20 protein-coding genes and 2 pseudogenes are annotated in these 24,085 nt (G+C 68.4%); 7 read left to right on the forward strand and 15 right to left on the reverse strand.

All coding sequences use genetic code 11. From position 1 onward, the window contains the following. Positions 1-277: 277 nt before the first annotated feature. The 7 genes from ACH4TV_RS32605 to ACH4TV_RS32635 form a co-directional block, all read right to left on the reverse strand. Positions 278-433: a hypothetical protein gene (locus ACH4TV_RS32605; RefSeq protein ID WP_398404454.1), complete on the reverse strand. Its 156-nt coding sequence runs from the start codon at positions 431-433 to the stop codon at positions 278-280. A gap of 184 nt (positions 434-617) precedes the next feature. Continuing rightward, positions 618-1,571 carry an electron transfer flavoprotein subunit alpha/FixB family protein gene (locus ACH4TV_RS32610; RefSeq protein ID WP_398404456.1) on the reverse strand — a complete coding sequence of 318 codons (954 nt, stop codon included), beginning with the start codon at positions 1,569-1,571 and terminating at the stop codon, positions 618-620. 13 nt (positions 1,572-1,584) lie between these two features. Then, positions 1,585-2,385, reverse strand: a complete 801-nt coding sequence (locus tag ACH4TV_RS32615) for an electron transfer flavoprotein subunit beta/FixA family protein (protein ID WP_398404458.1) — start codon at positions 2,383-2,385, stop codon at positions 1,585-1,587. A 19-nt stretch (positions 2,386-2,404) separates the two neighbouring features. After that, on the reverse strand, positions 2,405-2,743 hold the full coding sequence (locus ACH4TV_RS32620) for a hypothetical protein (protein ID WP_398404460.1): 339 nt from the start codon (positions 2,741-2,743) through the stop codon (positions 2,405-2,407). A 3-nt stretch (positions 2,744-2,746) separates the two neighbouring features. Continuing rightward, positions 2,747-3,589 carry a polysaccharide deacetylase gene (locus ACH4TV_RS32625; RefSeq protein WP_398404462.1) on the reverse strand — a complete coding sequence of 281 codons (843 nt, stop codon included), beginning with the start codon at positions 3,587-3,589 and terminating at the stop codon, positions 2,747-2,749. Between the two features lie 6 nt (positions 3,590-3,595). Beyond that, positions 3,596-4,093, reverse strand: a complete 498-nt coding sequence (locus ACH4TV_RS32630; RefSeq protein WP_398404464.1) for a MaoC/PaaZ C-terminal domain-containing protein — start codon at positions 4,091-4,093, stop codon at positions 3,596-3,598. Positions 4,094-4,169: 76 nt separating this feature from the next. After that, a complete protein-coding gene (locus ACH4TV_RS32635; protein ID WP_398404466.1) occupies positions 4,170-5,396 on the reverse strand; it encodes an NAD(P)/FAD-dependent oxidoreductase in 1,227 nt (408 codons plus the stop codon). Positions 5,397-5,648: 252 nt separating this feature from the next. Here ACH4TV_RS32635 and ACH4TV_RS32640 point away from each other — a divergent pair, with 252 nt between their 5' ends. From ACH4TV_RS32640 to ACH4TV_RS32655, 4 genes and pseudogenes are all read left to right on the forward strand, one after another. Next, entirely contained in the window at positions 5,649-7,187 is a 1,539-nt protein-coding gene (locus ACH4TV_RS32640) for a class I adenylate-forming enzyme family protein (RefSeq protein WP_398404468.1), read from the forward strand. 28 nt (positions 7,188-7,215) lie between these two features. Continuing rightward, the gene (locus ACH4TV_RS32645; protein WP_398404470.1) at positions 7,216-8,877 is read left to right on the forward strand and encodes a choline dehydrogenase; all 1,662 of its coding nucleotides are present in this window, start codon (positions 7,216-7,218) and stop codon (positions 8,875-8,877) included. Continuing rightward, positions 8,877-9,995, forward strand: a complete 1,119-nt coding sequence (locus ACH4TV_RS32650; protein WP_398404472.1) for a nitronate monooxygenase — start codon at positions 8,877-8,879, stop codon at positions 9,993-9,995. Before ACH4TV_RS32645 ends, ACH4TV_RS32650 begins: the two co-directional genes overlap by 1 nt. A gap of 38 nt (positions 9,996-10,033) precedes the next feature. Continuing rightward, positions 10,034-10,135, forward strand: a pseudogene (locus ACH4TV_RS32655) (IS5/IS1182 family transposase); the annotation flags it as partial. Positions 10,136-10,251: 116 nt separating this feature from the next. Here ACH4TV_RS32655 and ACH4TV_RS32660 read toward each other — a convergent pair. From ACH4TV_RS32660 to ACH4TV_RS32695, 8 genes are all read right to left on the reverse strand, one after another. Next, on the reverse strand, positions 10,252-11,439 hold the full coding sequence (locus ACH4TV_RS32660) for an MBL fold metallo-hydrolase (RefSeq protein ID WP_398404474.1): 1,188 nt from the start codon (positions 11,437-11,439) through the stop codon (positions 10,252-10,254). A gap of 61 nt (positions 11,440-11,500) precedes the next feature. Continuing rightward, positions 11,501-12,778, reverse strand: a complete 1,278-nt coding sequence (locus tag ACH4TV_RS32665) for a lactonase family protein (protein ID WP_398404476.1) — start codon at positions 12,776-12,778, stop codon at positions 11,501-11,503. 31 nt (positions 12,779-12,809) lie between these two features. Next, positions 12,810-15,497: an aconitate hydratase AcnA gene (gene acnA / locus ACH4TV_RS32670; protein WP_398404600.1), complete on the reverse strand. Its 2,688-nt coding sequence runs from the start codon at positions 15,495-15,497 to the stop codon at positions 12,810-12,812. A gap of 127 nt (positions 15,498-15,624) precedes the next feature. Continuing rightward, positions 15,625-16,341: an aspartate/glutamate racemase family protein gene (locus ACH4TV_RS32675; RefSeq protein ID WP_398404478.1), complete on the reverse strand. Its 717-nt coding sequence runs from the start codon at positions 16,339-16,341 to the stop codon at positions 15,625-15,627. Then, positions 16,338-17,429, reverse strand: a complete 1,092-nt coding sequence (locus tag ACH4TV_RS32680) for an isocitrate/isopropylmalate dehydrogenase family protein (RefSeq protein WP_398404480.1) — start codon at positions 17,427-17,429, stop codon at positions 16,338-16,340. Before ACH4TV_RS32680 ends, ACH4TV_RS32675 begins: the two co-directional genes overlap by 4 nt. 33 nt (positions 17,430-17,462) lie before the next feature. Then, positions 17,463-18,593, reverse strand: a complete 1,131-nt coding sequence (locus ACH4TV_RS32685) for an ABC transporter ATP-binding protein (RefSeq protein WP_398404482.1) — start codon at positions 18,591-18,593, stop codon at positions 17,463-17,465. Then, a complete protein-coding gene (locus tag ACH4TV_RS32690; RefSeq protein ID WP_398404483.1) occupies positions 18,586-20,364 on the reverse strand; it encodes an ABC transporter permease in 1,779 nt (592 codons plus the stop codon). Before ACH4TV_RS32690 ends, ACH4TV_RS32685 begins: the two co-directional genes overlap by 8 nt. Positions 20,365-20,396: 32 nt before the next feature. Continuing rightward, positions 20,397-21,263, reverse strand: a complete 867-nt coding sequence (locus ACH4TV_RS32695; protein WP_398404602.1) for an ABC transporter substrate-binding protein — start codon at positions 21,261-21,263, stop codon at positions 20,397-20,399. Positions 21,264-21,800: 537 nt separating this feature from the next. Here ACH4TV_RS32695 and ACH4TV_RS32700 point away from each other — a divergent pair. The 3 genes and pseudogenes from ACH4TV_RS32700 to ACH4TV_RS32710 form a co-directional block, all read left to right on the forward strand. Then, positions 21,801-22,496 (forward strand): GntR family transcriptional regulator, encoded by a 696-nt coding sequence (locus tag ACH4TV_RS32700; protein ID WP_398404485.1) that lies wholly within the window; start codon positions 21,801-21,803, stop codon positions 22,494-22,496. Positions 22,497-22,695: 199 nt separating this feature from the next. Beyond that, positions 22,696-23,181, forward strand: a complete 486-nt coding sequence (gene rraA, locus ACH4TV_RS32705) for a ribonuclease E activity regulator RraA (RefSeq protein ID WP_398404487.1) — start codon at positions 22,696-22,698, stop codon at positions 23,179-23,181. After that, positions 23,147-23,962, forward strand: a pseudogene (locus ACH4TV_RS32710) (CocE/NonD family hydrolase); the annotation flags it as partial. The gene rraA and the pseudogene ACH4TV_RS32710, both read left to right, overlap by 35 nt. Positions 23,963-24,085 lie beyond the last annotated feature (123 nt).

Consider the following 24,085-nt stretch of genomic DNA (forward strand, 5'->3'; position numbering starts at 1 on the left):
GCGCGGGCCTGGCCGAGGTTCATAACTCGACAATGCACTGTACGACGCCGAGATCGCCGGCGCGAGCAGGACAGCCTGATGGCCGCGCGCGGCCCGCTGCCCAGACATCGGCAGCCGCATCACACCTCGCCGCAGGCGAACAAGATCTCCTCGGAAGCGCTGTCGGCGGTAGGGATGTGGCAGCACGGAGCATGGGCACCCGCTCGTTCTCCGTGCTGCCACGCGACAGCCAAGGTTCGACGCCGTCCCTCCTATCCGCCCTCTTGCACGCGCGTGCTCAGAAGGCGACCACCGGCTTGAGCGTGACCCCGTTCTCGCTGTCTTCGAAGGCCTGGTTGATGTCCTCGAATGCGTAGTGCTTGATGAGCTTGTCGAACGGGAACTTGCCGGCTTCGCAGAGGGAGATCAGCTGCGGAATCAGTACTTGTGGCACGGAGTCGCCCCCCAAGGACGAAGGCCACGCTGGCACCGCTGAGCATCGAGCTGCCGATGTCGAGGGGCGACTCACTGCCGGGTTTCGCCAGGCCCACGATGGCGGCGTGGCCGAGCAGGCCCATCGAGTCGACGTTCCGGGGGCGCAGTCGTGTGGATAGCGAGGCCCGTGAGCGGGAGGGGGGTCAGCCCTTGCGCCGGCTGATCTGTGCGGTCAGGGCAGGGAGAACGGTGTGAAGGTCGCCTACGACACCGAAGTCGACCAGGTCGAAGATGGGTGCCTCGGGGTCCTTGTTGACCGCGACGATGGTCTTCGAGGTCTGCATACCGGCCCGGTGCTGGATGGCCCCGGAAATGCCGTTGGCCATGTACAGCTGAGGGGAGACGGTCTTGCCCGTCTGGCCGACCTGGAAGGTGTGGGACAGCCAGCCCGAGTCCACGGCGGCGCGTGAGGCGCCGACGGCGGCGCCGAGCGCGTCGGCGAGAGCGTCGACGGGCCCGAAGTCGCCTCCGGTGCCGCGGCCGCCGGAGACCACAACGGCGGCCTCAGTCAGCTCGGGGCGGCCGGTGGCGGCGCGCGGCCGGCTGTCCTCGACGCGAGCCGCCTTCGCGGCGTCGGAGATCGTCACGGTGACGTGCTCGACGACTCCGGCACCGTCGGCCTCCTGCGGAGCGGCCGCATTGGGTTTGACCGTGATGATCGGGATGCCGGTGGTGACCTGCGCGGCGACGGTGTAGCTGCCCGCGAAGACCGACTGGGTGGTGGTGCCGTCGGCAGCGACGTCGACGGCATCCGTGATCAGACCCGAGCCGAGCTTGATGGCCAGGCGGCCGGCGATCTCCTTGCTCTGCGCCGAAGAGGGCAGCAGGATCGCGGCCAGCTCCTTCCCGGCGGCGAGCTGCTGCAGTGCCTCCGCCACGGGGGCCACCAGGTAACCCGCGATGTCGGAGTCGTCGATGACGTAGACCTTTTCGGCGCCGTACCCTCTGACCGCGTCGGCGACGGCTTCCGCGGCATCGACACCGCCGATGAAGACGGCCGACGGCTCACCGAGCCGCCCGGCGATGGCGAGCAGTTCGTACGTCGGCTTCTTGACCGTGCCCGCCACGTGGTCAACGAGAACCAGAACCTCAGACATCTCTCGTGCCCTCTCAGATGAACTTCTTGCTCGCGAGGAAGGCGGCGAGCGCCGCGGCGCCGGTCCCGTCCTCGTCCTTGACGATCTCGCCGACGGTGCGCGGCGGGCGGGCGGTGGTGCCCGTGACGGTGGTGCGAGATGCTCCCAGACCGACGAGGGAGGCGTCGACACCGATGTCGTCGAGATCCACCGTCTCGAGAGGCTTCTTCTTGGCGGCCATGATGCCCTTGAAGGAGGGGTAGCGAGCCTCCCCCGACTGGTCGGTCACCGACAGGACCAGCGGCATCGTGGCGCTGATGACCTCAGTGGCGGCGTCGCTGTCGCGGCGGATGCGGACCTGCGTGCCGGAGGTCTCCACCTGGGAGGCCAAGGTGACCTGCGGGACGCCGAGGCGTTCGGCGAGCATGGCCGGAACGACCCCGGCGCCGCCGTCGGTCGAGGCCATCCCCGCCACAACGAGGTCGGGCACGGTACCGCCGCTCGCCGTCTTCACCGCCTCGGCGAGCACCAGCGAGGTGGCGATCGCGTCGGAGCCCGCGACGGCTTCGTCCTCGACGTGGACGGCCCGGTCGGCGCCCATCTGCAGTGCCTTGCGCAGCGCGTCCGCGGCGTCTTCGGGGCCGACGGTCAGTGCGGTGACCGTGATCTCCTCGTCCTCACGCTGCTCCTTGATCTGCAGCGCCTGCTCGACGGCGTACTCGTCGAGTTCGGACAGGAGGCCGTCGACGCCGTCGCGGTCCACGGTGTGGTCGGATGTGAACCGGCGCTCCCCTGTGACGTCGGGCACGTATTTCACCAGGACGACTATGTTCATGAAACGTAGGACCCTTCCGTCAGTTGACGGCCAGTTCGGCCGCGCCCTTGAGGGCGAGGAGATTGCTGTTGAGCACGACGACCCCGCGGTCCGGGAACTGCTCGCGGTAGCGCTCGTACGCCGAGGAGACGATGGTGCGGGCGATGGCGAAGGACTGCACCTCACCGACGGTGGCCAGGTAGGCCACGAGCCCGGACTCCTCGTAGTCGGTGTCCTCGGACTCGAAGGCGGGCACGTGCCGTACGTCGACGGCCTGGTCGCCGCGCGCCCGGTCAGCAGCTTGCTGAGCACGTCGTCGAGGGCCGGTCAGAGCGCTCGGTCCGCGGTCCGGAACGAGCGCTCTGTCGTCGGCGTCCATTGTTCAGCCGTCTTCCCAGCGGTCGAAGAGCTCCGAGAGCGTCGGGAACCAGACGTCGTCGAAGGACGTCACGTGGTCGAGGAACTTCTCGAGCATCAGCAGGTTGTGGGCCCTGCCGATGGTCTGCGGATGCAGCGTCCAGGTCGCGACGCCGCCCGGACAGCGCGCATGCGCGAAGTCGAAGCTGTCCTTCCAGCGGGTGAGGACGACCTCGTTGGACTGCATCAGCGCGTTGCCCTTGAAGGACTCCAGCTCCGGGAAGTCGTCGAGGAACCAGGAGACGGGGAACTCCAGGACCCGGCTCTCGGGCCCGAAGCTGTTGCCGTTCTCCTGGTCGAGCTCCGCGACCATGCGCGGTCGGTAGGGCGTGAAGTCACGCCCCATCAGGGACGAGTCCCAGTCGAAGCCGAACTCGGCCAGCAGGTCGAGGGTGTCGTTGGTGACGTCCAGGGCCGGGGAACGGTAGCCCCTCGGCCGCGTGCCCAGCAGCTTCTCGTGCTGATGCAGCTGAAGGTCGAGCAGCCGCCGTTCCTCGTCCCGGTCCAGCGCGGGGACGTATTCGTGATACACCCCGTGCGCTCCGATCTCGTGGCCGTCCTCGATGATCGCGTCGACGGCGGAGCGGAACGTCTGGATCGTGTGCGTCGGCACGCACCACGTGGTGGTGATCCCGTAGCGGCGGAACACGTCCAGCAGGCGCGGGGCCCCCACCATGGCACCGAACTCGCCTCGCGACAGATTCGTCTGGGACCTGGACCTGAACGTGCCCATCCAGACGCTCTGGGCGTCGAAATCCGGGCTGAGACAGACGGCGAGACGTTTTCCCTCGGGCAGTCGTAGCGTCACGGCGGATCACTCCGACCGGTCGGGGCGGCGCGACAGCAGCACGATCCACTTGCCCTCCTGGCACACGTCCCCGTTCTGGTTCAGGACCTGCACATGTGTGGTCACGATGCCGCGATCGGGCTTGCTCGCGGAGGGCCGGATCTCGACGATCTCCTCGCTCACCCTGATGGTGTCCCCGATGCGCACCGGCGCGAGGAGGTTCCAGTCCTGGATTCCGAGGAAGGCGATCGCCGACGGATTCTTCCACCCCAGGCCCATCTCCAGGCCGAACGCCATAGCGAGGACTCCCGGGCCGTGAAAGAGCCGGCCACCGAACTGGGTCTGCTTCGCGTACTCCTCGTTCATGTGGAGCGGATGCATGTCGCCCGACCAGGTGCCGAACGTGACGACATCGGTCTCGGTGACCGTCCGGCCGAGCGTCAGCCAGGTCTGCCCTACCTCGATCTCGTCGAGGTACCGAACAGAATCCGAGGTGTGCGCCGCGCCGAGGGTGTTGGTGGTCATTCATGCTCCTCAGAAGCTGATGGGGACAACGGGACGCTTTTGGCCCTCGTCGGGAAGTTCTCTGCTCTCGGCGAGGTCACCAGCGGATGACGCCGTCGGGGTTGTCGCGGAGTGCCGGCCGGTCCAAGGCCATCTCGTCGATCGGCAGGCTGAGTTCCTCGCCGGAAATCAGCTCGGCCACGAGCTGTCCAGTGATCGGCCCGGCCAAGTTCCCGTACACGTGTCCGGTGGCGAGGATCAGGCCCGGTACTTCGTCGACCTCGTCGACGATCGGCAGTGAATCGGCGGTGGCCGGGAGGAGACCCGTCCAGACACCCTCGACACCGAGTCCCCGGTAGTGCGGGAAGGTCTCCAGAAGGGCGTCGATGGTCATCTTCAGACCGCCGAGCGGCATACGGTCGTCCAGCTGCTCGGGATAGTCCATCGGACACCCGACGAACAGGTTGCCGTCCTCCGTCTTGGCGACACACTCCAGGTGCTCGATCCCGTGGCTCGAATCCTCGTAGGGCGCTGTGAAGTACTCGTCGCGATAGCTCGGGAGGCTTCGGATGTGCCCATACTGCTTGGCGGCCAGGGGACCGTTGAGGATCTTGTCGAGGTGCTCCTCGACCGGAGCGAACAGCACCGCGCCGAGCCGTTCGGGCTTGATCGGCACGTGGATGCCCTCCGCTTCCAGCATCTGGGACCAGACCCCCGTACCCCAGACCACCCGGTCCGCGTGCACGTCTCCGCCGAGAGTCCGGACACCCGTGGCCTTCGCTCCGTCGCGCGTCAGTCCGAGTACGGGTGTGTGCTCGTGGATGCGCACGCCGATGCGGCGGCATTCCTGGGCCAGGGCCCGGACGAACTTGGGGGTGCGGATCTGGCCGTCCTCCGGACAGAACGTGGCGCCCAGGACGGTGGGCGGCAGGATCGGCGCCGCTTCACGGGCCGTCGGGCCGTCCAGCAGCTCCATGGTGAAGCCGTGACGGTTGCGGTCCTCGACGAATTCCTTGTAGACCTGGCGCTGGTCGTCGGTGAAGAAATACGTCATCGCGCCGTTCGCGCGGTACTCGAACGACGGGCCCAGCAATTGGGAGAAATCGTCGTACAGAGCGCGGCCGGCCCGGGAAAGCGCCAGAGAGAAATCTCCGTTGCGGTTGTGCATGTGGAGGAAACCCATGTTCCGACCGGACGCGCCATGGGCGATTTCCCGCTGCTCCAAGAGGACGACGTCATGTCCCTTGGTCGCGAGGAAGTACGCCGTCGACACTCCGACGATGCCGCCGCCGACCACGACCACGTCCGCCTGGTCCAGTTTCACGTTGCGATCTCCCTGCCATCGGTCCGTCGACTCGGCATGTCACCGGTTGCCTGAGCGTCCTTCGGAACTATCTCCCCGCAGGCGTCCGGACCGCATTGGAACTTCCCAGAGGATCGGAGCAGCCTGTCGGAAGAATTTCCAATTACCTCCCACGGTCCCACCGCCTACCTTGTGGTTCATCATCAGGCGCCCGACCACTCACTCGGGAGGCTCGTTGCACAGCCTCGCCCGATCAAGGAACTGGAGCTTTGGATGGCGTTCCAGCCCGCCACCGTGCGTGGCGACTGCGTGTCGGCCTTCGAGCGTGTCGCTCGTGAGCAGCCCGACCGCACCGCCGTGATCGACAACGACGCGACGATCACCTATCGCGATCTGCAGGCGGCGGTCGAGCTCCGGACGACAGCGTTGCGCGAAGCCGGCCTGGGCCCCGGTTACCGGGTGGCTCTGGTCGCCGAGAGCTCAGCGGAGTATCTGATGACCGCCCTCGCCGTGTGGCGGGCCGGCGGTGTCCTCGTCACCGTCTACCCCTCGTCGGGCCCGGGCGACATGCGCTACGCCATCGAGACGAGCAACCCCTCGCTGATCGTCGTCTCGGAGGGCGTCGATCGCGAGGCCGTCGAGGCCGGGGCGCCCGGAACGCCCGTCGTGGAGATCGTGTCCTTCGACGTCGGCGTGGTTCGTCACGACCGCTCCCCCAACCCCGAGAACCTGCGGGAGCCGCTGGCCCTGATCTGCTTCTCCTCGGGCACGACCAGCCGACCGAAGGCGATCATGGTGTCCGCCACCGCGATCTTCAACTGCGCGGACACCTACGGCGAGGTCTGGCACCTCTCCCCCGACGACAGGGCGATCATCTGCCTGCCGATGGCGTGGCTGTACGGCCTCGCGAGCACCTCGCTGGCGGTTCTCCTCCGGGGCGGCACCGTCATCGTGGTACGGCGAGCGCGTCCGGAGTTCATCGCTCCGGTGATCGAGAAGCACCGGGCGACGTTCGTGGCCGGCGTCACCGCCACGTTCGCCAAGCTGGTCCAGCACGTGGGAGATCCGGAGCCGGGTACGCGCGTGTTCGAGTCGCTCCGTCTGTGCATCTCGGGGGGCGAGCCCCGCAACGAGGCGGTGTTCGACCGCTGGACGGCCCTGACCGGTGTCTCGGTGCTCGACGCGTACTGCGCCTCGGAGTGCCTTCCCCTCGTCACCTACGACCCCTTCACGGACCCTGTCCCCAGGTCGGGCTCGGCCGGGAAGCTGGTTCCCCACTCCCGGCTCAGGATCCTCGACCCTGAGGGAGCCGAAGTCCCGCCGGGCGAGGTCGGCGAGGCGTACTCGAGCGGCCCCGGCCTGATGCTGGGGTACTGGCGGGACGAGCAGCTGACGCGCGAGGCACTCACCGACGACGGCTGGTACCGGACGAAGGACCTGGTCAGGGTCGACGAGGACGGCTACGTGTACGTCGTCGGGCGGCTGTCGGACCTCATCATCCGCGGGGGCACCAACATCTCCCCCTCGGAGATCGAGCGCGTCCTCAACGAGCACGAGGCGGTCGGCCAGGCCGCCGTCGTGGGCCTACCCGACGAGATCTACGGCCAGCGGGTCGTCGCCGCAGTCGTCCCCGGTACCGCCTCGGGCGTGGACGAGGCCGAGCTCCGGGCGCACTGCAAGGCGAGGCTCTCCTCCTACAAGGTACCCAGCGCCTTTGTCGTGGTCGACGCCCTCCCGGTCAACGCGACCACCGGAAAGCTCAACCGGAAAGACGTCGCCGCGCTGCTCACCGACCTGAGCGGACCGGCATGACACAGGAAACCCGGAAGAAGGACCTCTCATGAAGCACGACGGCTACGACTACATCATCGTCGGCGGCGGTTCGGCCGGCTGTGTGCTCGCCAACCGTCTGTCGGCCGACGGCCGGAGCCGGGTCCTGGTCCTGGAGGCCGGCCGACGGCACTCCAGATTCGACTACCCCGTGCGGGTCCCGGCCGCCTTCCTCTTCCTCATGGGCCACAAGCTCTACGACTGGCAGTACGAGTCCGAGCCCGAGCCCATGCTGGACAACCGGAGGATCGCGCACTACCGGGGCAAGCTCATGGGCGGCTCCAGCTCCATGAACGGCATGTTCTTCCAGCGCGCCAACCCCCTCGTCTACGAGGGCTGGGCCGAGGCCGCAGGGATGGAGACCTGGAGTTACGCCCACACCCTGCCCTACTTCAAACGCATCGAACGCCTCGTCGGCGGTGATCCGCGCGGTGTCTACCGCGGCCGTTCCGGACCCATCCCGGTCCACCGGCACAAGGCCGAGAACCCGCTGTTCGGCGCGCTCTTCGAAGCCGCACGGCAGGCCGGTCACGAAGTCGTCGACGACGTCAACGGCTACCGCCAGGAGGGGTTCGCGCCCTTCGACTGCAACATCGAGAACGGCGAGCGCTACGACGCGGCCCGCACGTACTACGCGCCGGTCCGCGACCGGAAGAACCTTGAGGTGATGACCGGCGCGCTCGTCAGCCGTGTCGTCTTCAAGGGCAAGCGCGCGGTGGGCGTCGAACTCGCCTCACGGCGGGACGGCAGGACGGTCGTCCGCGGCAAGGAGATCATCCTCTGCGGCGGAGCGTTCAACTCGCCCCAGCTCCTGCAACTGTCCGGTGTGGGCAACGGCAAGGAGCTGAGCCGACTGGGCATCGACGTGGTCGAGGACCTGCCGGGGGTCGGCGAGAACATGCAGGACCACCTCGAAGCGTTCGTCATGTACGCCTGTACGCAGCCGGTCTCCATGGCCGGCATCCTCAAGGTGAAGTCATGGCCGGGCATCGGGGCCAAGTGGCTGCTGAAGCGTGAGGGACCGGCCGCCACCAATCACTTCGAGGCCGGCGGGTTCGTCCGCTCCAACGACGACGCGCCGATGCCGAACCAGATGCTGACGATGCTCGCCCTGGGCGTCCGCAACGACGGCACGCCCGCGCCCACGGAGCACTCCTACCAGATCAACCTCGGTCCGCAGACTCCCCAGTCGAAGGGGCATGTGAAGCTGCGCGCCAACGATCCCCTCCAGGCCCCGATCCTCACCTTCAACTACCTGTCGACCGAGCAGGACCGCCAGGACTGGATCGACGGTGTCCGCGTCACACGGGATGTGCTGAACCAGTCCGCGTTCGCGCCGTTCAACGGCGGCGAGCTCTCACCCGGACCCGACGTCAGGACCGACGAGGAGATCCTCGCGTGGGTGGCCCGCGACGCAGAGACGACGTACCACCCCTGCGGCACGGCCAAGATGGGCACCGATGACGAGGCCGTGGTCGATCCGCAGACCATGCGGGTACACGGTCTGGACGGGATCCGCGTCGTGGACGCCTCGGTGATGCCCGTCATTCCCAATGCGAATCTCTACGCCCCGGTCATGATGATCGCCGAGAAAGCCGCAGACCTCATCCTCGGTAATGAGCCCCTTGCTCCCGAATACGTCGACTTCTACCGCCACGAGAAGGTTTCCTAATGCAAACCGATGTGACCGAAAACCTCGGCATCGAGCTCCCCCTCTTCGCCTTCTCCCACTGCCGGGACGTCGTCGCGGCCATCACGAAGGCCGGAGGCATGGGCGTGCTCGGCGCCGCCTGGATGACTCCCGAAGAACTCGACATGTCGATCGAGTGGCTCGAGCGGGAGGTCGGCGGCAAGCCGTTCGGCGTGGACCTGGTCTTCCCCGGCACGGCGATGGACGACGAGAAGAGCCCCGAGGAGTACCTGGCCTCGATCCCGGACCGCTACCTGGCGTTCGTCAAGGACATGCTGGACGGCGGCGGGCTGGGCGATCTGACTGCCGAGGACCGCGACGCCTACATGGTCGAGAACGCCAGGAAGATGGCGATGACCAACAAGAAGAGCCGTGACCAGCTCGATGTCACGCTGGCCCGGGGTTCGGTGAGTCTGATCGTCGGCGCCCTCGGGGTCACACCGGACTGGGTGGTGAAGGCGGCGCACGCCCGGAACGTCCAGGTCGGGGCGCTCGTCGGCACCGCCAGGCACGCGGCCAAGCAGCGGGAAGCCGGCGTGGACCTCATCGTCGCGCAGGGCACGGAGGCGGGCGGCAGCGTGGGCACCGTGGCCTCGATGGTGCTGTGGCCGCAGGTCGTGGAAGCCGCCGGAGGCGTGCCGGTGCTGGCCGCCGGCGGCGTGTCCCGCGGCTCGCACCTCCTCGCCGCGCTGTCCCTGGGCTGCCAGGGCGTGTGGACCGGGTCGCTGTGGCTCGGGACCGCCGAGAGCGAGCTCAGCGAGGAGATGCGGGAGAAGCTCTTCGCCGCCGAGTCGGAGGACGCACTCCTGGCGCGGGTCATGACCGGCAAGCCGGGACGGATGCTGCGCACCAAGTACATCGACGCCTGGCAGGCTCCCACCGCTCCCGAGCCGCTGACATGGCCCATGCAGTCGATCCTGAACGGCTACTCCTACAAGCGGGCCGAGCACGCGCGCGATCTCGACTACTGGACCTACGCCGTCGGCCAGGTGGTCGGCGACATGAAGGGCCACACCACCGTCAAGTCCGAGATCACGCGGCTGCTCAACGAGTACGTCGACGCCCTCGACCATCTCCAGAAGGTCACGGACGTCGACTAAGACCGTGTCCTACGTGTGAGGCGGACGTTGGTCTGTTCATGGGGCGGGGTACATGGAGTTGGATTGTTCCGGACGGACTGTGGGAGATCGCCAAGCCGCTGATCCCGCCGTCGAAGGTGCGGCCGCAAGGCAGCGGAAGCGGACGGCGTCTTCGTCTCACCGGACCCCGACCGCGCCCGCGCACTGTTCCCCAGCAGCGGCCCTGGGCCCGCGTGACGAACAGCGGACCCCCCGACGGGCTTCCGGAGATCCCCTGCTACATCGCGTTCCAAGTGCCGTCGATGAGGCGTCGCGCGAGCGCGCGCTGGGCGTTGCCGAAGATCTCGATGTGGCGTTGCACCCCGGCGCGGCCCATCAGCAGTGGGTTGGGGGCAGACGGGTCGGCCTTGAGCGCGCGTAGGTGGCTGTAGGCGGCGCCTTGGTAGGCGTGGGTGTTTATGAAGGCGTCCGCGCCCTCCTGGTCGGCGAGCCCTTGGACGAAGTCGGCCGAGACCGCGTACTGGGCCGCGGCCTCGATGTTGTCGTTGCCGCTCCACACGACGAGCTTGTGGGTCTCACCCTGGTGGACGACCGGCACGATGACGCACATCTGGCCGACGGTGTGCCCGGGCGCGAGGATGGCGACAGCCGTGGTCCTGCGGCCGACCCGGATCCGTTCCATGCCGACGGTGTGCCCGGGGTACGCCTCGATCTCGACGTCGATCCGATCGGGGACTGCGGCGAGCCGTGCGAGGTATTCCTCCCTGGTGTACTCGTCCTTCCGCTTCCTCAGGTCGGCGCGCCGGGCCGCGATCACCGCGGCGTCGGGCTGCCCCATCACGAACTTGGCTCTGGGCGCGTACTCGTCCCTGATCAGATTCGCGCCGCCGACGTGGTCGGGATGAGCGTGGCCGAGGAAGACGTAACGGATGTCCCTGGGGTCGAGGCCCGCGGCGGCGGCCTGGTCGAGGAACTGGGTGCGCATGTCGTCCGGCGTGGTGAGCGCGTCGAGCATGATCAGCCCGTCTGGCGTACGGACGATGACGAGCCCGGTGAAGTCGGTGCCGAAGTACCAGGCGTTGTCCAGGAACCGCACCCCACCGGCGGGCATGGGCCGGACATGGTCCCGGTAGAGGAAACCCTTGAGGGACACGAAGTCGACGGCCGGGTCGGTGAGCTGATCGACAGGCTGCCCCGTGCCCGCGCTGCTCGGACTGCGATAGCCGGTCTGGCACCACACGCGGTACTGCCAGCGGATCATGGGGTTGTCGTCCACCTCCGCCAGTGCCCTGGCCGCGTCGTCGTAGGCCCTGGCCAGCGGTTTGTCGGGCGCCAGCGGGCCGCCCCACGGCACCTCCTCGGCAGTCTGGGCCTCGGCCGATCCCGCAAGCAGCGTCGATGGGATCGCCGCCGCGCCTACGCCGGCGATCACAGCCGCCCCGAACGTACGCCTGGTTGGTGTCATCGTTTTTCTCCTGCCGACCTGTGTCTTGGAACTGGTTGGTGGACCGGGCTCTGTTAGCGGGTCAGTGGGCTGCGCGCCAGACGATGGAGGTGGGGGAACCGGTCTCGGCGAGGATGCCTAGGGGGCGCAGGCGACGGCCGTCGCCTGCGAGGGCGTAGCCGACGATGGTGTCGGTGACCTCGTTGGCGGCGAACAGCCGCTGTCCTGAGGGCTCAAGACCGAAGAAGCGCGGTCGGATCCCCTGGGTGGAGACCCAGCCGACGGGCTTGAGTCCACCGTGGCGTTCGATGGCGAAGACACCGATGGTGTCGGGGTCGGGCCCGCCCGGAGTGGAGTCCCCCGCGCCGCTACGGTTGGAGACGAAGACGTGTCCGCCACCGGGTGAGACGGCGATCTCGGCGGCGCGGGTGTCTTCGGTCATCGACGGCTCGGTCGAGGCAATGAGCTGGAGAGGCGTCAAGGTGCCTGCTTCCGCGTTCCATCGGTAGGTATGCACCGTGGAGCGGAGTTCGTTGATGACGTACGCCAGGGGGCGGTGTGGGTGGAACGCGATGTGCCGGGGGCCCTCCAACTCCCTCGTCTGCGCCCCTCCGGGGGCGTTGAGGGTCAGCGCGCCCGTGGTGGTGTCGAGGGCGGCGACGAAGACGCGGTCCAGACCGCGGTCGGGTATTGCCAGCCACCGCCCCGTGGGGTCGAAGACGACGTGATGGGGATTGGGGCCCAGTTGCGCGGTCTTGTGCGGGCCGGGTGTTCCGGGGAGTTCGAGGACATCGGCCACGGTTCCGAGGGAGCCGTCGGCCCGGACCGGCAGGGTCGCCACGGATCCGGGGACTGCGAGGAAGGCGACGACCAGCCAGTTTCCGGTGGGGTCGAGCGTGAGGTGGACGGGGTTGCCGCGGCCGGCGTCGACGGTGTTGAGCAACGTCAGGGTGCCGTGTGACAGGTCGACGGCGAAGGCGCTGACGCTCGTGGCGTCACCGTGGACGGCGTACAGGCGGGTGCCTTCGGGGTTGAGGGTGAGGAAGGACGGATTGACCGGGATCGCGCCGGTAGGCGTCGGTGTGGCCGGGTCCCCGTCGTCGGCGGGAACGGTCTGGAGCAGTTCCCAGGCATCCTGGCCGGGGCCGACCCGCCACACGGTGATGCCGGCGCCCCGGGCGTTGCGCTGTTTCGTCGTCCGGGAGCCCACGTAGGCGTACTGGACCGGAGAAGGTCCCCGGGGAGCGGCGGAGGCACTCGCGTGGGTGGCCGCCGTCGCCGAGGGCGCGATGGCTGCTGAGAACGGCGTGGAGCCGGCTGTTGCCAGCAGTACGGTCCTCCGGGAGGGCGGGGGGGGCATCGGCACACCTCACTGGTCGCATCGGCGCATCTCACCGGTCGGTCTCTGCTGTGGTGGCGAGCAGGCCGCGAAGGACGTACGGCATGACCCCTCCGTGGCGGAAGTAGTCGGCTTCGCGGGGTGTGTCCAGGCGGACTCGGGCGGTGAACTCGCGGCCGTCGGAGAGGACGCGGACCGTGGCCGGGGCATGTCCGGCATTGAGTACCTCAAGCCCGGAGACGGTGATCGTCTCGGCACCGGTGGGAGCCAGGTCCTGGGGGCCGCTGTCGATGAGTTCGAGCGGCAGGATGCCCATGGCGATGAGGTTCGACCGGTGGATGCGTTCGAAGGACTGCGCGATCACCGCGCGGACACCCAGCAGCGCGGGCCCCTTGGCGGCCCAGTCCCGCGAGGACCCGCCGCCGTAGTCCTTCCCGGCCACGACGACCATGGGGACTCCAGCCGCACGGTAGGCAGCCGCCGTGTCGTGGATCGAGCTCTCCCGCCCGTCCGCGAGGAAGTCGAGGGTCCGGCCGCCACGGGTGCCGGGGGCGACCTGGTTGCGCAGCCTTACGTTGGCGAACGCGCCCCGCATCATCACCTGGTGGTTGCCGCGCCTGGAGGCGTAGGTGTTGAAGTCGCCCCCGGATACGCCGAGTTGCGCAAGATATCGGGCCGCCGCGCTGGAAGCGGTGATGGCGCCGGCCGGGGAGATGTGGTCGGTGGTGACCTGATCGCCGAGTTTGACCAGCACCCGGGCTCCGGTGATGTCCTTGACGGCTTCGGGTCCCCTGGTCATGCCGTCCAGGTAGGGCGGCCGACGGACATAGGCGGAGTCCTCGTCCCACGCGAAGCTCTCGGTCGCGGGCACGCTGATGTCCTGCCACCGCTGGTCGCCGGTGAAGACGTTGGCGTAGGCGTCGGTGAACATCGCCGCGTCGATGCTCCCGGCCATCACGGCCTCGATCTCGGCCGGGTCCGGCCAGATGTCGTGCAGGTGGACAGGGGCTCCCTGCGGGGTGTGGCCGATGGGCTCGGTGCGGAGGTCGATGTCCATCGTGCCGGTGAGGGCATAGGCGACGACGAGGGGCGGGGAGGCCAGGTAGTTCATGGCTACGTCCGGCTGGATACGGCCCTCGAAGTTGCGGTTTCCCGACAGCACGGACGTGACGGTCAGACCGGTGTCGGCTATGGCTTCGGACACCGGGCCGATGAGCGGGCCGGAGGCACCGATGCAGGTCATGCAGCCGAACCCGGCCAGGTGGAAGCCGAGAGCCTCCAGGTCCGGGATGAGGCCGGCGCGCCGGTAGTAGTCCATGACGACCCGTGAGCCGGGGCTGAGGGTGGTCTTGACCCAGGGCTTGCTGCGCAGTCCCGCCCGTACCGCGTTCCGGGCCAGCAGGCCCGCGCCCACCATGACTGCCGGGTTGGAGGTGTTGGTGCAGGACGTGATGGCCGCGACCGCCACCGCGCCGTCGCGCAGCTCGTGCGCGGTGCCGTCGATGACGACGGTGGCAGTGGCGGTGGGCGTGTTCGTGGCGGTGGTGTCGCCGGCGGTGTTCTGCTTGCGGATGGAGGCGACGGCCGTCCGGAAGCGGGCCTTGGCCTGGTCCAGCGGGACGCGGTCCTCGGGGCGGGACGGCCCGGCCAGTGAGGGGACGACCGTGGACAGGTCGAGGTCGACCGTGTCCGTGAACCGGGGCGCGCTGTCAGGCTGGTGCCACAGTCCCTGTTCCTTGGCGTACGCCTCGACCAGCGCGACATGGTCCTCGGACCGCCCGGTGAACCGCAGATAGCGCAGGGTCTCGTCGTCGACGGGAAACAGTGCGCAGGTCGAGCCGAACTCGGGGCTCATGTTCGCGATGGTGACGCGGTCGGCGACCGGCAGGGCCGTGACACCGTCGCCGTGGAACTCGACGAACTTGCCGATGACTCCGTGAGCGCGGAGCCGCTCGGTGATGGTGAGCACCAGGTCGGTGGCCGTGGTTCCGGCGGGGAGTCGGCCGAAGAGGCGTACGCCGACGACGTCCGGGACGAGGGCGGACATGGACTGGCCGAGCATCGCGGCCTCGGCCTCGATACCACCGATGCCCCAGCCGAGCACACCGAGCCCGTTGACCATCGTGGTGTGCGAGTCGGTGCCGAGACACACGTCAGGGAACGCGAGGCCGTCCTCGACCATGACCACCCGGGCGAGACGCTCCACGTTGACCTGGTGCATGATCCCGGTGCCCGGGGGAACGACCGCGAACTTCTTGAGCGACTGCTGTCCCCATTTGAGGAAGCGGTACCTCTCGCCGTTGCGGGCGTACTCCAGCTCGACGTTGCGGGTCAGCGCGTCGGAGCGGCCGAAGACATCGGCGATGACCGAGTGGTCGACGACGAGTTCCGACGCGATGACGGGATTGACCAGTCCGGGGTCGCCGCCCAAGGCGGCCATGGCGTCACGCATGGCCGCCAGGTCGACGACGGTGGGCACCCCGTTGGTGTCGTGCAGGAACACCCGGGAGGCGTACAGGTCGACGGGTGTTCCCGAGCTCCCGCGCGCCAGGATCGCCTGCACCTGGTCGTCGCCCCGGCTCGTGCCCTCGTGGAAGCGGGCCACGTTCTCCAGCAGGATCCGCAGGCTGACCGGGAGGTCGGCAGGGGCCAGCCGATCGATGCGGTGGTACGTCAGCGACTGGCCGACGACGTCGAGGCGGGCCCGGGTGCCCAGTGCGTCGAGCCCGGATCCCGCCAGGTGGTTACGGCCCATCACAATGCCTCCGCGGCGGACGATTCGAGGGTGTCCGCGGGGGCGGACGGTACGAAGAAGGTGGTGGCGTGGCCGGGGCCGGCGGCCCGGTCGGGCCACGGGTGGCTGGTCATCACGGGCCTCCCCGCGAAGCGCCGGCACCCGCCGCGACCCGCTCACGCAGGGTGCGGGCGGCAAGCGGAGGAGCGCTCAGGACCGGCACACCGAGCACGTTCTCCACACCCGTGCGCGCGGGAGCGAGGGAGAACATGCCGAGGACTACGGAGTCGACATCCTTCAGATAAGGGGTGGCGGCATCGGTCAGTGATTTCTCCAGGGCATCGAGGTCCTTGTGGGTGGCGGCCTCGGCCGCCCCGTCGGCGGTGCGGCCGATGACCTCCGTCCGCTCGCAGCCCTCCGTGGAGCGGAGCACCCGCTGCAACCGGTTCACCGAGTCCTGGACCGCTGGGGCGAGGTGGCCGAGGAGCAGAACGCTCCCGAACCGCCGGCGGACGATCTCGGCGAAGAGTGCTTCGTCCGAGCTCAGCATGGGCACCGCATGTGCCCGGCGGGCCTGCTCCAGCACCGGCCCGTAGAGGGAGCAGGACAGCAGCACCGCGTCGGCGCCTCCGTGGACGGCATGACCGATGAGGGACAGCATCCTGTCGGACAGGGCGGCCGTGAGCCCGCCGGCCGCCTCGGCGTCGCTGATGAGGCGGTCGTCCAGCAGGTTCCACACCGATGCCTGGGGGTAGCCCTCGGCGAGGGCGGTCCCGGCGGGTTCGACCGAGGCCGGGGTGGCATGGATGACGGCTACCGTAGGCGGCCGGTCGGCCCGGTGCCCGCTCACAGCTGCCCGATCGAGATCGCGACCGCTTCGGCGAACTCACGGCATCCCACGGACCCGCCCATGTCCTTGGTACCGGTTCCCTGCGCGAGGGTCGAGGCCACGCCCTCCTCGACGATCCGCGCGGCGCGCACCAGCGCCTTGTCCTCGTGCCGGGTGCCCAGCCACTCCAGCAGCATCGCGGTGGAGAGGATCATCGCGGTCGGGTTGGCGAGGTCCTGTCCGGCGATGTCCGGTGCGGAGCCGTGTGCCGCCTGTGCCATCGCGCGGTCCTGGGAGGCGTTCAGGGAAGGTGCGATACCCAGCGATCCGGCCAGTTCGCCGGCCAGGTCAGAGAGGATGTCGCCGAACATGTTCTCGGTGACCAGGACGTCGAACTCATGGGCCCGCCGCACCAGATGCACGGTCATGGCGTCGATGTGGAAGTCGTCGACGGCGATGTCGGGGTAATCCAGCGCGACTTCACGGCATACGTCGCGGAACAGCCCGGTGGTCAGTTTCAGCACGTTGGCCTTGTGCACGATGGTGACCTTCTTGCGACGCCGAGAGGCCAGCTCGAACGCCTCCCGCGCGATGCGCTCGCATGCGCTGCGGGTGATGATGCCCATCGCGATGGCCACGTCCGGCGTGGGCATGAACTCGCCGGTGCCACGGTGGGTGTTGCGGTCGGCGTAGAAGCCCTCGGTGTTCTCCCGCATGATGACCAGGTCGGTGCCGGGGACGACTGCGTTGCCGCCCTCGAACGCCTTGGCGGGGCGCACGTTGGCGTAGAGGTCGAAGTGCTTGCGGATGGTGCCGCTGGGGTTGAGCTCGGAGCGGAACGGTTCGGGGTAGGCCGCGCTGTCGTGGGGGCCGAGCAGCCATCCGTCGGTCTCGGCGAGGGCTGCGAGGGTGGCCTTGGGGGTCGCCTCCCCGAACTCCTCGATGGCCCGGAAGCCCAGGGGCAGTTCCCTCCAGTCGATGGAAGGGGCGCCGGCGGCCGCGAGGGCGGCGTCGGCGATCAGGACCGAGGAGGGGACGATCTCGGGGCCGATGCCGTCGCCGTACAGGACGCCGAGGGTGTAGCGGCGGGGGGTGCCGGTGGGGGTCACGGGACTCCTTGTGTCTCTGGAGGAGTGGGGAATTCAGCCGGTGACGGTCAGGAGAGCCTGGGCATCCTCGGACAGTTCGACCGTGTCGGTGTAGACCAGGCAGGCGTCGGGCTCGACCGCGAGGCTGACGGGGCCGGTGAGTCTGCCGTGGTCGCTGACGACCTGGACGACCAGGTCGCCGACTTTCAGGTCGTACTCGAACCGGGAGCCGAGGTAGGAGGTGGTCAGGACCTCGGCGCTGATGACGTTGGCACCCGGGGCCGCCTTGCCGTCGGCGGCGAGGACGCCCAGACGCTCGGGACGGACTGCGACGGTGACGTTCTCGGAAGTGCTCAGAGACCGGGCCGTCGTGACGGTCAGACGCTGGCCGTTGGCCTCCAGCTTCAGGACGGCCCCGTTCCGGGTCGTCTCGGTGACCGTGGCCTTGAGGAAGTTGCAGCGGCCGACGAAGGCGGCGACCTCGGCGGTGGCCGGGGTCTCGTAGATCTCCTGGGGGGTGCCGACCTGGAGCATGTGGCCGTTCGACATGACCGCGATGCGGTCGCTCAGGGCAAGGGCCTCGTCCTGGTCGTGGGTGACGTAGACGGTGGTCATGCCGAGGTCTTCCTGGAGCCGTTTGAGCCAGGCACGGGCCTGCTCGCGCAGTTTGGCGTCCAGGTTGGACAGCGGCTCGTCGAGGAGCAGGACGCTCGGCGAGTAGACCAGTGCCCGGGCTAGAGCGACGCGCTGCTGCTGGCCGCCGGACATCTGGTGGGGGTAGCGCTCTCGCAGGTGGAGCAGGCCGACCTTGTCGAGGGCATCGTCGATGAGCCGGCGCCGCTCGGCCTTGTCGACCTTGCGGATCTGCAGCGGCATCGCGAGGTTGGCGGCGATGGTCTTGTGCGGCCACAGGGCGTACGACTGGAAGACCATGCCCAGGTTGCGGCCCTCGGGCGGTACGAAGAGCTTCCTCTCCGTGTCCACGAAGGGGGTGTCGCCGACCGAGATCGCGCCGCTGGTGGGCTGTTCGAGCCCGGCGATGCAGTTGAGGGTGGTGGACTTTCCGCAGCCGCTGAGCCCGAGGAGGGTGAAGAACTCGCCGTCCCGGATGGTGAAGTCGACATCGTCGAGTACGACGTTGCCGCCGAACTGCTTGTTGAGGTGCGAGACCTTGACGTCAGGCATCGTTGTGGCGTCCTTTCAGGAGGAGTCCGGCGAGCCCGACGAAGGCCGCGGTGATCGCGATCTGCAAGGTGGCCAGTGCGGCGACGGAGCCGGTGTTGCCCTGGACCCAGAGTTCGAGCATCGTGGTGCCGATGATCTTGCTGTCGGCCGAGCCGAGGAAGACGGCCGGGGAGTACTCCTTGAGCATCGTGACGAAGGTCAGGATGAGCGCGCCGGCGAAGGCGGGGGTGAGGAGCTTGGCCAGGATCATGGTGAACGCCTTGATCCAGTCGGCGCCCGAGACCCGTGCCGCGTTGTCGAGTTCCTGGCCGATCTGCATGATCGACGGCGCCAGGGAGCCGAATCCGCTGGGCAGGGCCCGCAGGCCGAAGCCGATGATGATGGCCCACAGGGAGCCCTGGAGCAGGCTGCCGATCCCGAACGGGGCGTAGGCGAAGGCCCAGAACAGGCCGATGCCGACGATGATCCCGGGCATCGCCTGCGGGGCGAGTGCCAGGTATTCCGTGGCCCTGCTGAAGCGGAAGGTGGAGCGGCGCGCCACCATCACGGCCAGCAGCCCGAGGACGCTCACGAGGACCGAGCCGACGCCCGCGACGATCAGGCTGTTGATGATGGAGTCGGTGTAGGCGGTGTAGTTGAAGATGCGTTCGTAGTTGGCCGTGGTCAGGGTCTTCAGCGGGGACTGGAGCGGGGTGAAGATCAGGGTGAAGGAGCGGAAGATCAGGCCCACGATGGGCACGAGGGCGCCCATCACGACGTAGAAGACGATGGAGAACAGGCTGATCCACTTCAGCCAGCCCAGGTCGAGCCGCCGGGGACGGGTGGCCTTGCCGCGCACCGAGACGAACCGCTGGGCGTCCTTGAGAAGTTTGGCCTGCACGGCGACCAGGCCGACGGTGACGAACAGGATGATGGCGGAGGCCGCGCCGAGTACTCCGTAGTCGGGGTTGATCGACTGAAGTCCGTTGCGGTAGAGGAAGGTCGAGAAGACCTGGATGTTGGCCGGCTGGCCGTACAGCAGAGGCACGCTCAGGGTCTCCACAGAGATCGAGACGACCAGGATGGAGCTGTAGACGATCGGCGAGCGCAGCATCGGCAGGATGACCTGGAACAGGATGCGGAGCGGTCCCGCTCCGCAGACCTGGGCTGCCGACTCCAGCGAGGCGTCGCTCTGGCGCAGCGCGCCCGCGCAGAACGTGTAGGCGATCGGTGCCAGGGCGACGGCCTCGGTGAGCGCCATCCCGGGGATGGAGTAGAGGTTCCAGGGGACGGTGCCCAGCACGTCGGCGACCTTCACGCTGACGAAGCCGGCGGGCCCGTACATGGTGATCCAGCCGAAGCCGAGGATCAGGGAGGAGATGAAGAACGGCCACTGCATGGCGGCTGCCAGCAGACGTCCGCCGGGAATCTTCGTCCGTACGACGGCCACCGCCATGGGGATGGCGATGAGCAGGGTGAAGACGGTGGTGAGCCCCGCAAAGAGGGCCGTGTTGAGCGCCACCCGTCCGAAGCCGGACTCGGTGAACAGCTTGGTGTAGTTGTCCAGGCTGAGGACGCCGCCGGCCTCGTACAGCGGTCGGTCGAGCAGTGACTGGTAGAGCGTCGGCACGACCGGTGCGAGGACGAGCAGTGCGAGGACGATGATGACCGCGTAGTGCAGCCATACCTCCCGTCCCCGTCCGAGGAGACGGCGGTAGCGGGGGGCCGGATACGCCTCGGTCCGTGGTGGGCTCTCGCTGCTCGGTGGCGAAGGCGGCTTGGTGGTGGACATGGGTTCTCAGCGCCCTTCGTCGGTCTGGCGGCTCAGCGGCCGAGGAGCCCGTCCCAGCGGGTGGTGAACGCCTTCACCTCGGCGTCAGGGATCTTGGTGTACTTGACGTCGATGACGTTCTTCGTGCCGACCGCCTTGACCAGTTCCTGGTAGGTGTGGCGGCCGTCGGTGGCCTCGATGCCCTCGCGGTACGACGTGAGACCGCCCTCGGCGACAGCGCGCTGGCCCTCCGCGGAGAGGAGGAAGTCGGTGAACAGCTTCGCCGTCGCCTCGTGCGGAGCCTTGGCGGCGATTCCGATACCGCGCGGCAGGACGACGGTTCCGTCGTCGAGGAACGTCAGGGACAGCAGGCCACCGCTGTCGTCCGCCTTCGGGTAGGCGGGCGCGGCACTGATGAAGAAGCCGGCGACGTACTCACCCGAGAGAATCTTCTCCAACTGCGTGCCGGAGGACGACTCGGCCTTGCCGAGGGGCAGCAGCTTCTCCAGCGGCGACCACGCCTCGGGCCGGGCGTCGGTGAAGGCATGGGAGACCGAGAACCCGAAGGCACCGTTCACATCACGCGTGGTGATCTTGCCTTTGAACTTGTCCGGGTCCTTGGACACGATGTCGGCGAGGGACTTCAGCCCGGTCGGCTTCTCCTTGAGAAGCGTGGAGTTGTAGACGATGGACAACGGGTCCATCGACATCGAGTACACGTTCGGCAGCAGTGTGGCGTTCTTGGGCAGCTTCGCCAGCTCGGGCGACTTGTACGGCAGCAGGGTTCCGGGGCGCTCGGCGAAGTCGGCCCATGCCTGCGAGGCGTTCGACACCATGACGTCCACAGGTGAACCGCCGGTGGCCTGCTCGCTGAGGACGCGCTGGAAGACCTCGTCGCTGTCGAGGTTGTTCGCGTCGATCTTCTTGACCCACGGGTACTTCTTCTGGAAGTCGAGTAGATGGTGAGAGTGCCGCCCTCCTTCTTCGACGCCGCGATGACGTCCTTGTACGCGGCCGGGTAGTACGAGGGCGCCTTGCCGGACTCGATGACGTTGTCGGCACCCGGTTCCTCACCTCCGGAGCCGCAGGCGGCGATTAGGACGAGGCACGCCATGGCGCCGAGAACACGAGCGGTCCGGAACCCGCGGCGGGGTGCGGTCGCGGCGGCCCGGCCGGCATCCGGCGCGATGCTGCGGAAGTTAGCGGTCATGCTCTTCCTCCTTGAAGAGACCAGACATACGCCTCAGGCGAGTCGCCGCAAACAGTGACGGTTATAACCTATGACGTCAACCCTCGCGGCGGGATCCGCACGCTGCCGGAGAGGGGGAATCCTGGAGGAAGACCCTTGCAGGGAATGTGAGAGAGGCGCGTCTAGAGGGCCCACGGAGTAAGATGCCCTCTGGCGGAGTCGAGGTCGACTCAGTAGGTTATAACCATCGACGCTCAGAGGGGACCGCATGTCGCAGCCGGTTGAGGCTTTCGAGACGAAGAGCGACTTCGCCTACCGCCAGGTCCGCGACCGGATCCTCTCCGGCGAGCTGGAGCCCGGCTCGGTGATCCAGCAACGAGAGCTCGCGAGCTTCATCGGCATCAGCACCACGCCGCTGCGCGAGGCGCTGCGGCGCCTCAAGAGCGAGGGGCTGGTCGAGCTGGACGCCCACCGGGACGCCCGGATCGCACCGTTGCGGGCCGAGGAGGCGCGCGATCTGCTGGAGATCCGACGGTCCCTGGACCCACTGGCCGCCTCGCTTGCCGCCGAACGGCGCACCAACGCCGACATCCGGGCCATCCGCGCGGCGGCGGAGGGGCTGGCCCCGCTGCACCCCCACCCGAGCGTCGAGCAGTTGGTGGCACACCGCCGCTTCCACGCCGCGATCTACACGGCGTCACACAACGACCTGCTGATCGGAACGCTGGAGGCGCTGTGGGACAAAGCCGACCGCTATCGCCGTCTGGCGCTTCGTACGGACCCGGGCCAGAACGCCCGGGACCAGAAGGCCAAGGAGCACGACGCGCTCGTCGAATGCGTCGCCCTGGGTGACGCCGCCGGCGCGGCGGAGATCATGCGCAAGCACATCGACACCAGCCTCGGAGCGACAGCGGTGTGGCGACTTGGCCATGCTGACGCCGCTGACGCCGTTCACGGAACCTGACTCGGTCCTGGCGGCACCAGCCGGCCGGCACCGACAGGGGCGGGGGCGGGGGGAACAGGCGAGCGCTCTCCTGAACATTGGGTTCGCCCAATTCTCAACGCCCACCCCCGCCCCGTACCGGCCTTTCTGGCCCTCACCAGCCCTCACTGGAATCCGGCGTACCTCGCGGTGAACCTTGACACCACACCCTGGAGTAGCAATGCACAGGACATCCCCCGTTGCCACCGCCGACCTCGCTGACAAGTACGGCGACCAACTGCGGGTCTGTGACGTGCAGTTCACCTCGTACGGCGCCGTCCACTCCTTCGCCGGCCCCGTACGCGCCATCTCCTGCCCCGGAGACAACGCCTTGCTGCACGAGTTGCTCCGCACACCCGGCGAGGGCTGTATAGCGGTCGTCGACGGCGGAGCCTCGCTGCACGCCGCGCTCCTCGGGGATCTGATGGCCGAGCGGGCGCGTGACAACGGATGGGCCGGCGTCGTCGTACACGGGGCCGTCCGCGACAGCGCCGTCCTCGCCGGCATGGACATAGGAATCCACGCCCTGGGCACCAACCCCCGCAAGAGCGGGAAAGCTGGCGCGGGCACCGTCGACGTACCCATAACGTTCGGCGGGGTCACCTTCACCACCGGCGACATCCTGCACGCCGATCACGACGGAGTCGTCCTCCTGCCGACAACCTGATTTCCGCCCGAGACCACCGCGCCGCCCATCGCGGAAAACCTCCCCGCGAGGCGGGCCGAGGCCGGTACCGGCCCGTTCCAGCAGCGGAGGGTCCGCCAGACGGACACGCCAGCCCCAGGGACGACGTGCCCGTAGTCTCCCCGCGCGCACATCCGTTCTCGGTCTCACCTTCGACTGGCTGCACGCCTGGCTGACCACCGGCGAGGCCCCGGACGACGAACTGCCCGTGAAGATCTACGTCATGGGTGCGGGCAAATGGCGTTCCGAGCCGGAGTGGCCCCTGAGCCGCGCGGTCGACACGCGCTTCCACCTCGGCGCCGACGGCACTCTGGCCGCCGACGGCGAGCCGGCCTCGGCAACGCTCGCCTTCACGTACGACCCGCAGAACCCTGTGCCGACCGTCGGTGGCGCCACCACCATGCCGTATCCGCCGGCGGGCTCCTACGACCAGCGCGTGGTGGAGGAGCGGGACGACGTCCTCGTCTTCACCACCGACGTGCTGACCGAGGACGTAGAGGTGACGGGGCGGATCACCGCGTCCCTGACAGCCGCGACCGACGGTCCCACGACCGACTGGGTCGTGCGCCTGTGCGACGTCCACCCCGACGGCCGCTCCTACAACGTCGTCGACGGCATCACCTGCGTCCAGAGCACCCCCGGCGAAGCGTCCACCGTCGAGGTCGACCTGTGGTCCACGAGCATGCTCTTCAAACAGGGGCACCGCATCCGCGTACAGGTGACCTCCAGCAGCTTCCCCCGCTGGGACCGCAACCTGACACCGCCGACGGCCTACGCACCGGCGAGACGCGCGTGGCGTCCCAGACCCTCCATGTCGGCAGGGACGCCGGGTCGTTCGTCACGCTTCCCCTCGTCTGAACGGGCGGACAGGCACAGCAGACCACCT

Source organism: Streptomyces sp. NPDC020898 (assembly GCF_044333925.1).
Taxonomy (GTDB): Bacteria; Actinomycetota; Actinomycetes; order Streptomycetales; family Streptomycetaceae; genus Streptomyces.

Excerpts from the sequence above, each read along its gene's own strand:
- ACH4TV_RS32615 (WP_398404458.1), bottom strand. The coding sequence starts at position 2,385 with ATGAACATAGTCGTCCTGGTGAAATACGTGCCCGACGTCACAGGGGAG.
- ACH4TV_RS32630 (WP_398404464.1), bottom strand. The coding sequence starts at position 4,093 with ATGACCACCAACACCCTCGGCGCGGCGCACACCTCGGATTCTGTTCGG.
- ACH4TV_RS32620 (WP_398404460.1), bottom strand. The coding sequence starts at position 2,743 with ATGGACGCCGACGACAGAGCGCTCGTTCCGGACCGCGGACCGAGCGCT.
- ACH4TV_RS32610 (WP_398404456.1), bottom strand. The coding sequence starts at position 1,571 with ATGTCTGAGGTTCTGGTTCTCGTTGACCACGTGGCGGGCACGGTCAAG.
- ACH4TV_RS32660 (WP_398404474.1), bottom strand. The coding sequence starts at position 11,439 with ATGACACCAACCAGGCGTACGTTCGGGGCGGCTGTGATCGCCGGCGTA.
- ACH4TV_RS32650 (WP_398404472.1), top strand. The coding sequence starts at position 8,877 with ATGCAAACCGATGTGACCGAAAACCTCGGCATCGAGCTCCCCCTCTTC.
- ACH4TV_RS32700 (WP_398404485.1), top strand. The coding sequence starts at position 21,801 with ATGTCGCAGCCGGTTGAGGCTTTCGAGACGAAGAGCGACTTCGCCTAC.
- ACH4TV_RS32645 (WP_398404470.1), top strand. The coding sequence starts at position 7,216 with ATGAAGCACGACGGCTACGACTACATCATCGTCGGCGGCGGTTCGGCC.
- ACH4TV_RS32640 (WP_398404468.1), top strand. The coding sequence starts at position 5,649 with ATGGCGTTCCAGCCCGCCACCGTGCGTGGCGACTGCGTGTCGGCCTTC.
- ACH4TV_RS32685 (WP_398404482.1), bottom strand. The coding sequence starts at position 18,593 with ATGCCTGACGTCAAGGTCTCGCACCTCAACAAGCAGTTCGGCGGCAAC.
- rraA (WP_398404487.1), top strand. The coding sequence starts at position 22,696 with ATGCACAGGACATCCCCCGTTGCCACCGCCGACCTCGCTGACAAGTAC.
- ACH4TV_RS32665 (WP_398404476.1), bottom strand. The coding sequence starts at position 12,778 with ATGCCCCCCCCGCCCTCCCGGAGGACCGTACTGCTGGCAACAGCCGGC.
- ACH4TV_RS32690 (WP_398404483.1), bottom strand. The coding sequence starts at position 20,364 with ATGTCCACCACCAAGCCGCCTTCGCCACCGAGCAGCGAGAGCCCACCA.